Below are 17057 nucleotides of genomic sequence, written 5' to 3'. Positions count from 1 at the left end.
TACAATCCTTTATATAAGTTACTTGTTTTTATTGAGATAAAGAAGATGAATTATATCAAACACAAGATACCGGATAGCTATTTCAGATACTTTTCAGTATCTTATTAACACATGCCGGATTGACCTGAACCTTGCTGATTATAGACAAATACACGCATGAACGGAAACACACATCCATCGTCAATAACCTGTCAGCACGAATACCGGCACTTGTATCATCAAAAAAAATATACACATACGTGTTACTAATATGCTGCCCGGAAGTATATATATCTATCATACATTTATTTCTGCAATGAAATTCTTCGTTCCGTTACTGTTTCTGCTTCTTGGATTACAAGTCTCAATCGCTCAGGAACTTGTTATCAATGGTGGTGCTGAACTTCCTACTACTACGGGCTGGACACAAAAAACAGCCGGCGATCACTGGGCCATTGATGCCCAACGTCCACCCCACAGCGGTTCGTATCATTTTTATCCGGAAAATACCGTGAATGCAACTTCCGAACTGTATCAGGATATAGACGTATCAGCCAATGCTGCACGCATTGATGCAGGAACTGCAAGCTATACGTTTTCAGGCTGGCGCAGAGGATACCGCAATACCTCTCCATTCAGTAACGACATGGATCGTTCCCAGATCATTGTTGAATACCTCGACGTTTCAGGAAATGTACTGGAAACGTACGATACCGGAAGTGCGGTGTTTTCTGTATGGACAAACAATACAGATACACGTAATGCACCAATCGGAACACGTACGGTCCGCATCCGGCTGATCAGTGTACGTGTTTCAAGCAGCGATAACGACGGTTACTACGACGACATTTCATTTATTTATAATGCGCCAACCTGTACAGCACCTGCCGGCATTACACTAACACCTGCTGCTGCCACACATTACTGCCTTGGAAGTCCGCTCAGCATATCTGCGGTTGTAAGTCCGGCGAACACAAATTATTACTATACCTGGTACCTGAACGGCACTGCCATTGCACCCGCCAGCAGCACATACACGCCGTTTACAAAACCGGTAACAACCGCTGCGGATGCAGGCATGTATACCTTACGGGTAGAAGATGGCAACAACAGTACAGCAGCCTGCTACCAGGAAGCAAGCGTTACCATTATCCTGGATGCAGCACCTGTAGCCGGCATCATCAGCTCTGATCAGGAAATCTGCCTGGGTACCGCAGCTTCTGCTCTGACAGGCACTGCAAGTACAGGCGGCACAAGCGTAAAATATTATACATGGCAGCGTTCAAACACATCGGCTTCCGGTCCATGGGTAACGGTACAGGCCTACAGTAGCACAGCTGCCGGCTATACACCTGCCTCAGCAACAGGTACCTTTTATTACAGAAGAATCGATTCTTCCGGGGCCTGTGCATCAGTACCGACAAATGCAGTAACCATACGAGTAAATAACACACTGAAGCTCGACCCGATAACTTCTCTGCTGCGTGATACATTATGTACCGGAGAATCCTTTCAGTTGATTCCGCATATGGCAATACCCGTTCCTGCGTCATTAAACGGCGGCTATTATTTTACCTGGAAAAAAATTCAGGAGCCAGCTACAAGTTCTACAGCAGTTGCAGCAGGTTCTTCCATGACTCATTATCCGTCTGTTGCTATGGCGGCTTTCCTCTCCGACTCAGGCACATATATTTTAATTACACAAGACGGTATGTCCGCAAAAAAATGTAAAGATTCTGTTCAGATAAAAATTCATATAAATAAAGCGCCGGATACAAAAGCGCTCATACAATCCAATCAGGAATTTTGCCTGTCTGCTTCCGCAACACCGCTTACAGAAGTGCGTCCGGGAAGCGGTGTTAGCGGCCAGTTATCCTATCAATGGTATACAACCAAAGACACAACAGGTGTTCCGGCACTTATAAAGATCGCTTCTGCTTCATCGGGTATCAGTTATGATCCGGGAACACCCGTGCAAACAAACTATTATGTACGCAAAGATTCCGTATCATATTGCCCTGCGGTCAAAACCAATTTTCTTAAGGTACGGGTAAACAACAAACCGATATTAGACAGTATTCATCCGCTTGTGAACGACACCCTATGCAAAAATTTTAATGAACAGTTTCAGCTTAAAGGCTATCTGGATAGTATAACTGCGGGAAAGGCTTCTTTAAATGGTGGCTATGTTTTTACATGGAAAAAAGTACAGCAGACAATCGGTACAACTGTTTTAACTTCTGCCGGCGCATATACGGATTATCCGTTAACCAGCCGTGCAGTAGCGGAAGACGATTCGGGCACGTATTATCTGATCGTGCGGGATGGTTACGGTGCTGCAACCTGTTTCGATTCTATATCCCTTCATATTGTTGTACAGGACAATTGTGTTGCCATCAACTGCAGTAAGCCAGACGCTGTTTCCATTAAAGTTGCAGCCGGCAGCAGCGATCAGTTATGCGCGGGTACAACACTCATCTTGCAAAAAGATGTAATTACGTTCCCTGCTGTGCCTCCTACGTTTGGTTATGTATATTCATGGGTACGAACCAACACGCTCGGCACCGTAACTGTGCAGGGCCCGTCAGCAATGTATCAGGATCTGATCGTGAATGCCGTTACAGCTGCTGACAGCGGCCGCTATGAGCTGGTTGTACAGGATGGCGCGGCAAGCCCTGCCAGCCTGTGTTCGGAACGTTCACAACCCATTACCATTGTTGTATATGATCCCGTTACACCGGCACGGATTGGCAGCGATACGCTGATCTGCACCGGAAGCACGATCTTGCCTTTTACGGAACTTCTTGCCAATAGCGGCGGCACCGGAAGCTATGCCCACCAATGGCAATCATCTTCAGACCTGTCCGCATTTACGGATATAGCAGGTGCAACAGCTATTACGTATCAACCTCCCGCGATTTCTTCTTCCATCTATTTCAGACGGGCAGACAGGTCCGGCAATTGTGGCGTTGTATACAGCGATACAGTCTCCGTTATCACAACAAGCGGCGTAATACCGGGGAGTATCACGTCTGCTAACGGAACTATCTGTTACAATACCATTCCGCCCCAACCGCTTCTCAGTACTGGTTCTGCTGCTGGAGGAACGGGTGGCAACGGGTCAGAACTGTATCAATGGCAGCAATCAGCGGATAACATAAACTGGACGGATATACCTGGCGCAACAGCAATAAATTACAGCGAAACAAATCCGCTGCAAGATACCACCTATTACCGCAGACGTGTAATCATGGGCCCGGGCACATGTGACCAGGCCTACACAACATCTGTTGTATTAAATGTATCTGCACCATTTACACCCGGTACTATTGGCAAAGATACTGCAGTCTGCTCGGGTTCATCCATCAGGATAAAAGAATTGACAACTGCCACAGGAAATAATATACAGTACAAATGGATCGCTTCGATTACCAAAGGTGCTTCGTGGTTTGATGCTCCCGGGGTTTCAACCGCAAAAGAGTATATAACACCCGGCTTAAACGATTCTATCTGGTACAAACGTGTAGCAATTTCCAGCTGCAGTCAGGATTCCTCTAATCTGGTGCGGGTTGATGTGGCTGTGACACCCGCTGCATATGCAGGCACTGATACGACCGTACAAAAAAACAGCATCATTCAGTTACAGGGAAGGGTTATCGGCTCGGTAAATTATGTATGGATACCGTCAACACGTTTAAGTAATGCGAATATATTAAATCCGGATGCAATGATTGTCAGTACCATTACCTATACACTTAAAGCAACCGATGTAACAGGCACGTGCAGTGCGGTAAGCATTGTTACCATCACCGTTGAAGACCCAATCGGTGTACCAAATGTCATTACACCGAATGGCGATGGCACCAATGACACTTGGATCATCGAACGTATTGAAAATTATCCCAATGCAATCTGTACCATATACAACCGCTGGGGAAATATTGTATGGAAAGCCGGGAACGGTGCTTTTCAATGGAACGGAACGAATTACAGAAACGGAGAAGCGTTACCGGACGGAACATATTTTTACATCATCGATCTCAAAAGCACTGCTTATCCGGAACCTTATACCGGATATATACAATTGGTTCGATAGAAATTCAATCCGGGATCGGATAAATACGTTAATGCGTGTGATAAATTCCCACCCGATTATGTCATGCAAATGACGCAACGATTTCACTAAAGCATGTAAGGCACGTATTCAAAACTATGCAGACATTTACAGGCATTAACCTATAAATTTTTACTGAAAATGAAAACACTATTTACACAGTTACAATCGAAAAGAATTGTTGCAGCATCTGTTGCAGGCATATTTATGTTCAGCATTTTAAGTTGCTCCGAACATGCTGAAAAAAAGACAACTACTGAAGTTATTCAGAAAGAAACCAAAGACAGTATTGTTAAGGAAAACAAAAAGAAGGATCTGAAACCAGCAGGTGAAGCACCTGAATGGGGCAAGTCCATGACACCGGAAATGCTTGTTGTCATTGAAAAACTTAAAAGCCTCGGCGGAAAACCAATCGAAACGCTTGATGCAAAAGAAGCACGCCAGCAACCTACTCCTGCAGACGCTGTACTAGCTGTAATGAAAGATTATGACATGACGATGCCTCCTGCATTGTGTGATACCGTAAACAAGCAGATACCTGTTACCGGAGGTACAACAACCATTCGCATTTATACGCCTAAGCAAGGCACTGCTCCTTATCCGGTAATTGTTTATTACCATGGCGGCGGTTTTGTAATTGCTGATCTGGATGCATACGGTGCAAGCGCACAAAGCTTATGTGAACAGTCTGGAGCCGTTGTTGTATCGGTAGAATACCCAAAAGGTCCGGAACATAAATTCCCTGCTGCACATAATGTATGCTTTGATGCCTATAAATGGATCATCAAAAATGCTGCTTCTCTTAATGCAGATGCTTCAAAGATTGCATTAGTGGGTGAAAGCGCAGGCGGCAATATTGCTATTAATGTAAGCATCCTGGCACGTGATAAAAAAATTCAGATGCCGCTGTATGAAGTATTGATTTACCCGGTTGTAAATAATGACCTGAATGCTGAAAGCTATGTTACGTATGCGGCAGCAAAACCATTGAATAAACCAATGATGGAATGGTTTGTTAAAAATTACCTGAACACACCTAAGCAATCTGAAGACCCGCGCATCAGTGTAGTACGTGCTAATCTGAACGGCTTGCCACCAACACTGATCATTGGTGCAGAAATTGATCCGTTGCAGTCTGAAGGAGAATTGCTGAATAAGAAATTGAAAGACGCAAAGGTTGATTCTCAATATGAGTTATACAAAGGTGTAACACATGAATTCTTTGGTATGGCTGCAGTTATTCCGCAGGCTAAAGATGCACAGGCACTGGCTGTAAAAAAAATCAAAGCTGCATTCGACAAATAAACCGTCAGCAAATAGTATTAAAAAAGAAAGGCCGGTTAGTGTTAGCTAACCGGCCTTTCTTTTGTGATGTGTTTAAATTCAGTTCAAGCCCGACACCCAATCAATAGCTTTCTGCTGGTCTTTGTGTTCAAACACTTTGAATTCTCCCGGTACCAGTACACTGAATACATCGGTAAATGTTTTCACGCCTTTCTCATCTGATACGATTGCGGCACGATTCCATTTTGTAAGATTTTTAACGCCAAGTACAGCATCTTTAAACCAGGCACCTGCTGTAAAATCTTTTACAGACGTATCCAATACAAGCATGTAATTAAGCGTATCTGTTTTTTCTACCAGTTCTTTTACTGTAGGAATAACCTTATTGGTAAAATCTTCCTGGGTAACTTCGTTTGTTGCTTTAAATCCTACCATATTGGCGGGTAAATTTTGAATTTGTGTGATCATAGCAGTATTGGTTTAGTTGAATAAATTAAGTGTATAAATTATTATTGATTAAAAGATTTCTCAGACCTTGTTATTTCTGCGGTTCAGGACCTCTGAATAAATCTTTGCCTTCCAGCTTTTCTAAACTGACAGGTTTATTCTGTCTGGCAGATAAATAAATGGCTTCAATGATTTTCATATCCTGCAAACCTTCTTCCCCGGGTGTATATGGTTTTTTATTCTGACGGATGCAGTCGGCCAAATGATCCATTTCTAATGCAAACTGATTTTTAGGCATCCGTTTTGGTGTTTCATAAATTTCCGCATCCTCATCTGCAAAGGATCGGTACATCTGTAGTCCTCCATAGGAGAACGCAGGGTCCATTCCAAAGAAAGCACGTTCTGCGTATACTCTGTAATTACGCGATTGATGCTGGCTGTAGCTGGTACTGCACATAGCTCTTACACCTCCTGGGAAAGTAAGCTGAAAATTTACCATATCCTCTACTTCTTTAAACCGCGGATCTGATGTATCGGTACTGATCTGTGCATATACTTCCGTAGGTTCTTCTCCTGTCAGAAAGCGGATCGTGTTCAGACAATAAATACCAACATCCGGCAGGCTTCCGCCACCGGCAAGTTTTTTATTCAAACGCCACTGCTTCGGATCACCAATATTCTGGCTATTAACAGAAACAATGTTCGTTACCTTTCCATATTTCTGTTCGCGTACAAGTTTTTTAATTTCTGTATTATTCGGTTCATATTGCACCCGGTAAGCAATCATTAACTTGCGGTTTGCTTCTTCACATGCTTTAATCATTTGTTCGCATTCCGCAACAGAATTCGCCATTGGCTTTTCACACAATACATGTTTGCCGGCTTTAGCAGCACGGATCGTAAATTCTGCATGCTGGCCGTTGGGTAAAATGATGTAAACAACATCTACCTGTTTATTATTTTTAATGGAATCGAAATTCTCATAATCATAAATATTTTTTTCAGAAACACCGTACTGTTTTGCAACAATCAGTGCCTTCTTTTTATCGCCGCTAACAAGTGCCACCACTTTGGATTTTTTGCATGCACCGAATGCGGGCAGAACTTCTTCCAAGGCAAGATGACCCAGACCTACAATAGCATACCCAATGCGCTGATCAACCGGATGCGGATTAGGTAGCGGTCCTTTATCCTGTTCTGTTTTTGCATCAAGCGGAGGAAGTGTAATATCGTTTTCAGGACCGGTACTGGTTAATGCATCGTGTGAGGCAATCGTTCCTGAAGCGTCCGCGCCATACGATGCTACTCCCCCAAGTAACGCAACGGATAAAACAGTTTGTGTAGAACGAAAAAGAAAATGACGCCGCTCAACCGGTGTTTCAAGTGTTTCTAAAATGGATTGTGACATAGCTGATTGATTTGTTATTTTAAAAGAAATGCTGTAACATTTATGCTTTAAGAATTTATGTTGACTAAGGCTTTAAAATTACCTTAACGCAATCTTCCTGTTTATTTTTAAAGATGTCATAAGCATGGGATGCATGTGACAAAGGGAGTACGTGTGTAACAATATCATTTAATACCACTTTCTCATTTTGCACAAGGGTAAATAAATGATCAATATATTTTTGTACCGGAGCTTGTCCCAGTCTTACTGTAAGTCCTTTATCAAACATGGTATGCAGAGGGAAATTATCATAGGGTGTTCCATATACGCCAACTACTGTAACAGTACCACCTCTGCGTACAGCTTTAAAACAATTTTCAAGCACTTTATCTGTTCCTTTTTCAAAACGGACAACCGCTTTTACTTTATCAAAAAACGTCCGTTCAGCCTCAACTCCAACTGCGTCTACGCATACATCTGCACCTCGTCCATTTGTCATTGCGCGGATTGCCTCAATTACATCAACTTCATGTGGATTCAGCGTTTCTACATTATTAACCATTTTAGCTTTAGCTAAACGGTAATTCAACGGATCAATCGCAATAACCCGGCCTGCCCCCTTTAACCAGGCTGCCTTTTGAGCCATCAGTCCTACCGGCCCTGAACCAAAGATTGCTACTGTTTCACCTCCTTTTAACTGTGCCCAATCAATTGCTGACCAACCTGTAGGAAAGATATCCGTAAGAAAAAGAACCTGTTCATCGCTGAGCGATTCCGGCACCAATCGTGGCGAATAATCCGCATACGGAACACGTACGTATTGAGCCTGCCCTCCGGCATATCCGCCGTAAAGATCTGTATAACCAAACAAACCACCGCCTTTCCCGCTTAATACATCTCCTTCGGGGCCGTAATGTTCGGGATTGCTGTGTTCACAATTAGGCTGCATGTCATGGTTACAGAAATAGCAATGTCCGCAGGCAATCGGAAAAGGAACAACAATACGGTCACCTGCTTTTAAATGTGTAACCGCATTACCTACTTCTTCTACAATGCCCATAAATTCATGGCCCATAATCAGCGGACGTGCTTGCGGAAAAAAGCCATCGTAAATATGAAGATCAGAGCCACAGATAGCCGTTGACGTTACTTTAAGAATGATATCATCACTCTTTTCTATTTTAGGATCTTCTACTGTATCTACGGAGATATGACCCGGTTTATGAAATACGGCTGCTTTCATTGTTGTATGTTTAGCTGGTTGAAAGATTATTTAATACTTCATTTTTACTATTTCAGGGATGCTTCTTTAAGATCTAACAGAATACGCTTCTGTACAGTATTTTTAACATTGTAATAAGACAACGCATTCACCCACAATTCAACAACAATCACAAAGCCATCTATATCCAAAGAAGAAATACCAATATTCGGTTTGGGATCTTCCAGAATATCTGTAGAATCTTTAATGGAATGCGCAATCACTTCCTGTACCTTAGTGACATCAGCTGTATAGGGAAACTTCATCAGCAGATCCAGACGGCGGTTACCCTGCTGACTCATGTTCACTATAATTTCATTTGATAATTTACTATTTGGTATAACAACTGTTTTATTATCAAAGGTGGTAATGACGGTAAAAAAAATCTGAATGGATTCTACGATCCCATCCTGTCCCTGTGCAACAATGTTATCACCTACTTTAAACGGCTTTAATAATAATATCAGGATACCTCCTGCAAAATTCTGCAGTGTGCCCGACAACGCAAGACCAATGGCTACACCAAAGGATGCAAGGGCTGCAGCAAACAAGGTCATCTGTATACCAAGCATCTGCATAACAAATAAGAACAGCAATACATGTAACACAGCAATAACAAGGCTCTGAATAAAGGGTTCCAGAGAAGAATGAACTTGGCGTTTTTGCAATGTACGCTTAAGCCATTTCTTAATCATTCTAATAAGCCAGAAACCAATAAATAACAGTACAAAAGCAAAAACAATGCGCGGGCCATTACTTATTATCCAATCAACAGCGCGTTGAAAAATCTCATCAAAATCTACGTGTATATTCATTTTATTTTAACTTAAATATTATATCCAGAATTTACATAAATACGTAAAACCAGTGTTGCTGTAAAATTTGCAGGAATCAATATTGCAGGAAACCGGTGCATCACATTAATTCTTTAATCATTTTATCTTTAGGCCGGTATTTTATGCTGGCCCAGCAACTGATTATATTAATAAGAACAGAAATAGTATTAGAACCAATGATGATCCAGTCTTCACGCATTACACCATAAACAATCCATAAAATACCTCCTGTAAACAGCACTGCCAGCATGAGATACGAAACATCTTCTGCTTTTTTGGTACGCAAGACTTTTATCAGTTGCGGCAGCAACGAAAGTGCGGTGCACATACTTGCACAAACTCCTGTAACAACAATCCAATCCATATGCAACCGTAATTAATAACACCCCGTTAATTCCGGCAAATAAATCTATTTACAGGTGTATGCTGATTTTACTCTTTGCAGGTGAGCACTTTTTTATGGGCTGCTTTTGCATTGTTCCATTTCAATGGCTTAAATGTTCTGCCTTCCTGTTTGTTATAACTGGTAAAAAAATCTTCTATAGAATGAATCATTTTTTTATCCAGCTCTTTAACATCCGTTATATTTTTATATAGCTGCGATTCAACAGAAACAGCTATTAACCGGTCGTTGCGTACCTGCTTATTATTTTTATCTGCTTCAACCGCTTCAAGCACACCCACTAAACGTGCAGCCAGGATACATCCCGGATATGTCTCCCCTTCTACTAAGACCAACGCATCAACCGGATCTCCGTCATCGCATAAGGTATTTGGCACAAATCCGAAATCAAATGGAAAAGCACTGCCCGCCGGTAAGGTTTTTTTAAGGCTGAATGCTTTTAAATCCCGATCGTATGCATATTTTTCTAAAGAATATTGAGGTGTTTCTACTACAACATGAATAATATCACCTTTGTATGGCTGTGCATGTCTTACTTTCATAGCGGTTATAATCAAAATTGAATACGAATATCCCGCGTAGAAATTTATTCTTATTACAGAATAATGTATTATGCTTATATAAAAGCCATGTTAAATAAAAAAACCTGTAAGAGAACATTGATCTGCTCTTTACAGGACAAATAGTTAGGTATAAAATAAACTGTTATTTATTAAAAACAGTATTCAGTTTTAACCTTCCTAATGCTTCTACAGATTGAATGGGTTTGGTTTGAATCAGATACCAGCCATCTTCAAAACGCTTATATATATCCACGTCGCACGGAAAAAAATAGTCATACGTATCAAGTTCTTCTTCCAGATTAATGGATTTACGTTTTGGAATTTTAAAGGCATAATACGTTGCACCTTGTACGCCGGCCTTAACAGTACCTTTCGTACGATCAGAAGCTTCGTCAAGAGACAGTTCCTGTTCGCTGTATACAATGAGATCAAAATGAACATTGCTTGCACATTGCGCCATAACATAAATACCTGTTGAATCGGATTGCGGTACACCTTGAATAGCCCCTTTCCAGATCTCCAGAGAATCGCAGACAGACAAAAAATCCACATCCGATTTTTTCAGTTTCTGTTCTTTCTGTATTTGAATGGTATTTTCTTCTTTATTATTTTGAGTAATCGAATCTGTATGCTTATGCGTTTCTTCAGATGGAGAATCTATGCTGCATGCACCAAATAAGATACCGAATAGTAATATACCGTGATGTTTCATTTGATCAGTTCTCTTTTCCATTTGTATGCATCTGTAATCAATCCTTTTCCTGTAAGCTGATTCATTTCAGGTGTTGCCATAATTTCACCCTGGTCTGCATCCATCGTTTTAAAAAGCTTTTCTCTGGAAAAATAATATTGCGTCCGGCTGATTTTTGTTTTTAACGGATCGTAGTATTCCTTATCCCCGTTTTGGAGAGCTTTATTTTGATCCCAGCTGATAGGTCTGTTATATGCGTAATTTCGCTGAAATGCATAGATCAGCTTTCCCTGAAAAAAATAGTAATACATTTCTTTTTTACCTGTTTCGATCGTCCAGGTCACAAAGATCAGCCTGATGTCTTTCTTTTCCATATACCCCACTACAGAAACACCTTCCGGAGTTTTTTCCCAGCTTCTTATAACTACCGAATCATAGGAAGTACGCTGTTGGTTTATCGCTCGGGCTTTGATCTGAATTTCATTCATTAAGGAGTCTGCTGATTGTGCAACCAGAATATGCGTCATAAAAACAGCAAGTATAGAAAGTATAAATCGGTTCATAGGTTAATTGATAAGGGTTAAAAAGCAGCAATTGCTGAAATTCTTTATGTATTTACGATTTCTTTGCGAGAAAAAGAAATTACAACCCTGCATATGTTTTATTTAAAAAATCAGCATACAAAAATTTCCTTAAAAATAAAGCCTCAATCAGAAAACTGATTGAGGCTCATCGTATAGAATACGTATTTGATTTTTATTTTATAATACTGATTTTCTTTGTGATAACATTTGACTGCTGATTGATAATCAGAATGTATGTTCCGTCTGACAGTTCTGCTACATTCAGTTTTGCATCTGTTCCATTGATAGCAACCGGCAAAGAAACTTCTTCACCCAAAATACTTACAACTTTAACCGTTGCTCCTGAAAGATCCAGATCCGTTTCAACAATTACTTCATCTCTTGCCGGAACAGGATATACATTGCTGTACATGCTGTTACCGGATGAAATCCCTGTTGTAATTCCTGTAAAGATGATCACCGGAGAAGAAGTAGTAATACCGCCGTTGCTGTCCTTAACACGCACCGTAATGGTATGTGATCCTGTTCCCGGATCATTCCATGTAAAGCTGTATGGCTCTGATGCAGCTGTTCCGATTACGATATCACCATCCAGGAATTCAACCTGTTCAATAGAACCATCCGGATCAGAGACATCTACCGTAATCAAAACCGGAGAAGATACATTTGTGTTGTTTGCCGGCGATGTGATCGTAATAACCGAAGGCTGATTGGTTGTTACCGTTACAGTAGTTACTGCAGAAACCATTTTACAGTTATTCGCATTTGTAACCTCTACGGTATAATCGCCTGCTGAAGTAGCGGCATACGATGATGCCGTGCTTAATGGAGTTGTTCCTCTAAACCATTTATATGATAAGCCAGAACCTGTGTTTGCATTTAACAATACACTGCCTCCCGATAAAATAGCAGTAGAACCTGTTGGTGTAATCGTTGCTGCCGGCAATTCATTGACTGTTACCGTGATCATTGCGCGCGGACTTTCACAGCCGTTTGTTGTCTGCGATACATAATAGCTGGTATTACCTGTTGCAGCTGTTGAAGGTATAGGTGTGTTTGCCAGGGCAGTTCCGCCGCTGGCTGTTTCGTACCATTTCAAAGCAGTTCCGGTTGCTGTCAACGGAATAGCCGTTGCCTGCTGACAATACGCTGCAGTTGCCGTTACCGCCGGAGCGGACGGTAAGGAATTTATCGCCACAACGGTAGCTGCTGAAACAGCCTTACAATTGTTCGTATTTGTTACCTCTACCGTATAAGAGCCGGCTGAAGCTGCTACATACGTTGCAGCTGTACCTGCCGGTGTGTTTCCATTCTTCCATACATAAGAAGTACCTGTACTGGCTGTAAGTGTAACAGAACCGCCTGCGCAGAATGTCGTTTCAGAACCTGCTGTGATTGTTGCTGCCGGTAAAGCATTTATCGTTACCGCAATCACTGCTCTCGGACTTTCACATCCGCTTACAGTTTGCGATACATAATAATTGGTTAAACCAACGGTTGCTGTTTCCGGTATCAGCGTTGCAGCAGCTGTGCCGCCCGTTGATGCTGTATACCATTTCAATCCCGTACCGGTTGCCGTTAATGCAGCTGCTGCTGCATTCTGGCAATACGCTGCGGTTGCACTCACTGTTGGTGCCGCTGGTGCTGCATTTACCGTTACGGTTGTTGCGGCTGATGTTGCTTTGCATGTATTTGCATTCGTAACTTCTACCGTATAAGAACCGGATTCCGTTGCTGCATAGGTTGCAGTTGTGCCTACCTGTGTTGTACCTCTTTTCCATACGTAGGAAGTACCTGTGCTTGATGTAAGTGTTACCGAACCGCCTGCACAGAATGTGGTTGCACCTGCTGTTGTAATTACTGCTGCCGGCAAGGCATTTACCGTTACCGCAATCGCTGCTCTTGAACTTTCACAGCCGCTCACTGTTTGCGATACATAATAATTTATTGTGCCAACAGTTCCTGTTTCCGGCGTCAATGAAGCTGCAGATGTACCACCTGTTGCTGCTGTATACCATTTCAATCCGGTACCGGTTGCCGTCAATGCAGTAGCAGGTGCATTCTGGCAATACGCCGCTGTTGCGGTAACTGTTGGTGCCGCTGGTGTTGTACACGGTACCGCGCCTTGTAAAATTGCCGTACCGAATAAGGAAGGATCCTGCCATGCATTATCTGTAGCAGCATTCCAGGAAAGCTTTCCATCCCGTACACCGTTATCATCATCATCATTGATCATAAAGTCTATACCCACAAGCTGGCCGGCAGCAGGCGTGCCCTGTATCGTTGCCCATGGAATACGGGCCTCTATAATATAACCACCGGTACGTGCAACCGCGGTATAGGTAATGCCAGCCACAGAGCGGCCTGCAGGCAATACACTCACCGTTGTTCCTTTATTCCAGCCAAATGTATATTGAAAATCATTTGTGCTATAAGTTGTTGCTTTATCATTATTAATATCAATATAAACTTCTACGCCGTCATCATCGTAAGCATTTGTACTTTCGCTTATTTTTACATCATCCGTAATATCAGCAAGTATATACAGGTAAGTATCATCCCATAGTGCTTTAAAATTACCCGATAAGTCTGCGCTGTTTGTAACGGTACCTGACAACAATTTAGTTGCGGCAGCAGGCAGCACATTTACATTGTTCCATACTTCGTCTACCGTACCGTCTACCGCTACCGGAGCACTTACTTTATATATTTTATAATTGTTTACTACGTTAACTGTTACAGAAACACGTGGGCCTTCACAGCCATTTAATGTCTGTGCGGCATAATATACCATTGTTCCGGTAACCGAAGTGGAAGGTGTTGGTGCTGTTGTTAAAGCAGTACCGCCTGTTGCCACCGTATACCATTTAACAGCAGTACCCGTTGCCGTTAATGCTGTAGCTGCAGCATTCAGGTCGTAATTAATAACAGCTGCGGCAACAGTTGGTGCAGGTGTCGCACAGGTATTCGGACATTCAGGCTTCCATACTTTGAAATTACCGGAGCAGTTTAACATACCAAGCAGGTATAACATACCATCGTAATATCTATACGTACCGGTAGGAAGGCCTGTACTCCAGAATTCCTGTACAAACGGAGTAGTAAGTGTTGTATTTGTAACAGCTAAAGACGCTACGGCATTACAGGCTACAAGGCCCGTTGAATGATCTCCGCCGGCATTTGATCCGTTCCAGTCGTAATGATTTTTATAATTCGAACCTTGATTTTTAAAAAAGTTCAGATACCTCTCTGCGATAACAGGCTGCTGGGCATCTACCTTAAACCAGTGATAATCCATACCCAGGTTCATAATGGTGCGCCACGCATCGTACATAAACCGGTGACTGTCGCTGTTGAATGATGTTGTTTTAGGCGTACCGTCAAAGTTAGAATAATCTGCTGTAAGGCCCGAAGTAGAATGTGAAGCGTCGCGGATCAGCTTTCTTGCCGCTGCAGGTGTCTGTTGCCAGAACGCAGTATTTGAAGTGGACCATCTTCCCCAAAGTTCAAAAAACCCTGGCAGATTGTAGGAAGGATCTGTAAAATCATACGATCCGCCATTCGGTCCAAAAGTAATCAGCTTGGAATTGGTATTGAATAAGCTGTTTATGCCTCCGGCACCTGTCTTACTCTGCACTTTACTTAATACAGCTTGAGCTTCTGCACTGTAATTGTAAATACCGGTTCCATTACCCCATCTGTTAGCAGCAAAAAACAATGCCGTTATAAAATAAGCTTCACCATCTGGTGCAGGATTATTATCAATAACGCCTCCGTTTGTATTTAACTGCCAGCGGAAAAATCCATCCAGGTTACCTGAATTATGCTGCATATAAGTCTTCGTCCATTTCCATAATTTATCAAACTCTGCCTTTTTATCAAGCTGCACACAGATCATAAGGCCATAAGACATCCCTTCTGAACGCACATCATTGTTAGCGATATCTTGTATATAAGCCATATCAGTACCTACTTCATAATATAGTTTTTGAGTGGAACTGCCGTAGAAGAAATGCTGAAAAGCAGCATCAACCTTTGCTTTTACTTCTGCATCTGTCTTATTAAGCAATTCTTTGAACATATTTCTGTATACGCCTGTATAATATGCTCCCTGCCCTGTTTCGTTACAGCTTGTATTACCTGTACCGGAAGCCGTTACGGTTACTACAAGTGCTGCCCTCGGACCTTCGCATCCGTTTAGCGTCTGTGAAACATAATAGGTTGTTGAACCGGCTGCAGTCGTAGATGGTGTTGGTGCTGTTGTACTGGCCGTGCCGGCTGTTGCATTTGTACCGTACCATTTTAATGCTGTACCGGTAGCTGTTAATGCCGTTGCGGCAGCTCCCTGCACAAATGACACCGGCGAAACCGTTGGTGCAGCAGTTGCACAGCCCGGATTGGTAACAGCAGCATTCGCTAATGTATACACACCTTTATCCGGAACCACATCAAACTGTACATACTTAACAGTATTAACCGTAACAATTGTCGAAGTAATAATTGTACCTGCCTGCATAACACGCGCGGCAGTCCAGCCTGAAGGCAATTGACGGCGGATAGTTATAGCCGCATCATAAATGGTATTGTCCAGATTATCTGTCGGCGTCATTCTCAGGGAATCTGCTGTTACAGTAGTTTCTGCAATAGACATGGCATTACGTTCTTTAATGTATTTAGCTACGTTACCGAATGTGCCTACCCAATAATCGGCTGTATTGGTATTCACATAAGAAAGGTGACTGCTCAGTACGCTCGATGCAAGCGGCGAATAACCGCCATCGCCATCAATGCCGTGTATTAAAAACACACACCAGCCGCCTGAAGTTTTTGCGCTGTTGACACGTGTATTCATATCATTGGCGGTGTTTACACCTGTATTGCCGCATATGATTGAACTTAAATTATAAAAATCAGTCGGCGAACTCGGTATGATCTGACCGCTGCATGTTCTTCCCGCAATGTAATATTTCTGAATGGTTGATACATCTCCGATATTACAATTCGGATACGCTACCGTATAACATTTCTGCGTAGTGATATTACTGTTAATGGTTGCCTGCGAATTCTTCAGCTCTGTATCCTGTGCAGATATAGCCGCGCCATTTAAGTTATTATGTGTTACAGTATGACTGCCGATCTCGTGTCCGGCATTGGCTGCCGTTTTCATGTTTGCCCAGTTCGGGCTCATGCTCTGCGTTACAGCAAATATGGTCGATTTAAAACCGTAGGTATTTAATAATGGAATGGCAACCGGAATCTGATTGCTGGTGTTATCATCAAATGTGTACGTTACCGCGGCAGGTTTAAAATTTTTCCATGTACCTACCTGGTATGCAGCTGGAATCTGAGCCTTCGATGAAACTGCGTAAAAAAACGCACAACAAAACAGGGCAACAAAAACAGAAACAGATTTTTTCATAGTATAACGGTTATATATTACAGCACAGAATTATATTGATTCCGTGCAAACATCAAACTTTCAGGAACTACGCACAGGCGTAAAAAAAG

At 42.3% G+C, this 17057-nt stretch carries 11 protein-coding genes; 2 read left to right on the top strand and 9 right to left on the bottom strand.

Annotation, left to right across the window (positions count from 1 at the left end; genetic code table 11):
• Positions 1 to 295: 295 nt before the first annotated feature.
• Positions 296 to 4075, top strand: a complete 3780-nt coding sequence (locus tag CHU_RS06090; RefSeq protein WP_011584637.1) for a gliding motility-associated C-terminal domain-containing protein — start codon at positions 296 to 298, stop codon at positions 4073 to 4075.
• A 159-nt stretch (positions 4076 to 4234) separates the two neighbouring features.
• Entirely contained in the window at positions 4235 to 5398 is a 1164-nt protein-coding gene (locus CHU_RS06085; protein WP_041932229.1) for an alpha/beta hydrolase, read from the top strand.
• Positions 5399 to 5476: 78 nt separating this feature from the next.
• Here CHU_RS06085 and CHU_RS06080 read toward each other — a convergent pair whose 3' ends face one another.
• The 9 genes from CHU_RS06080 to CHU_RS18830 all read right to left on the bottom strand — a co-directional run bounded on the left by CHU_RS06080 (position 5477) and on the right by CHU_RS18830 (position 16968).
• Entirely contained in the window at positions 5477 to 5845 is a 369-nt protein-coding gene (locus CHU_RS06080; RefSeq protein ID WP_011584635.1) for an STAS/SEC14 domain-containing protein, read from the bottom strand.
• 70 nt (positions 5846 to 5915) lie between these two features.
• Positions 5916 to 7232, bottom strand: a complete 1317-nt coding sequence (locus tag CHU_RS06075) for a Gfo/Idh/MocA family protein (protein WP_011584634.1) — start codon at positions 7230 to 7232, stop codon at positions 5916 to 5918.
• Between the two features lie 64 nt (positions 7233 to 7296).
• Positions 7297 to 8454: a zinc-dependent alcohol dehydrogenase gene (locus tag CHU_RS06070; RefSeq protein WP_011584633.1), complete on the bottom strand. Its 1158-nt coding sequence runs from the start codon at positions 8452 to 8454 to the stop codon at positions 7297 to 7299.
• A gap of 47 nt (positions 8455 to 8501) precedes the next feature.
• The gene (locus CHU_RS06065; RefSeq protein ID WP_011584632.1) at positions 8502 to 9287 is read right to left on the bottom strand and encodes a mechanosensitive ion channel family protein; all 786 of its coding nucleotides are present in this window, start codon (positions 9285 to 9287) and stop codon (positions 8502 to 8504) included.
• 100 nt (positions 9288 to 9387) lie between these two features.
• On the bottom strand, positions 9388 to 9672 hold the full coding sequence (locus tag CHU_RS06060; protein WP_011584631.1) for a SemiSWEET family sugar transporter: 285 nt from the start codon (positions 9670 to 9672) through the stop codon (positions 9388 to 9390).
• A 68-nt stretch (positions 9673 to 9740) separates the two neighbouring features.
• Positions 9741 to 10253 carry an inorganic diphosphatase gene (locus CHU_RS06055; protein WP_041932228.1) on the bottom strand — a complete coding sequence of 171 codons (513 nt, stop codon included), beginning with the start codon at positions 10251 to 10253 and terminating at the stop codon, positions 9741 to 9743.
• Positions 10254 to 10416: 163 nt separating this feature from the next.
• Entirely contained in the window at positions 10417 to 11007 is a 591-nt protein-coding gene (locus CHU_RS06050) for a hypothetical protein (protein ID WP_143144146.1), read from the bottom strand.
• Positions 10983 to 11528, bottom strand: a complete 546-nt coding sequence (locus CHU_RS06045; RefSeq protein WP_011584628.1) for a hypothetical protein — start codon at positions 11526 to 11528, stop codon at positions 10983 to 10985. The genes CHU_RS06050 and CHU_RS06045 overlap by 25 nt, the downstream gene beginning before the upstream one ends.
• A 193-nt stretch (positions 11529 to 11721) precedes the next feature.
• The gene (locus CHU_RS18830; RefSeq protein ID WP_011584627.1) at positions 11722 to 16968 is read right to left on the bottom strand and encodes a glycosyl hydrolase family 8; all 5247 of its coding nucleotides are present in this window, start codon (positions 16966 to 16968) and stop codon (positions 11722 to 11724) included.
• Positions 16969 to 17057 lie beyond the last annotated feature (89 nt).

This window comes from Cytophaga hutchinsonii ATCC 33406, from assembly GCF_000014145.1.
GTDB classification, from domain to species: Bacteria; Bacteroidota; Bacteroidia; order Cytophagales; family Cytophagaceae; genus Cytophaga; species Cytophaga hutchinsonii.
This window is presented reverse-complemented; position numbering and strand designations above follow the sequence as displayed.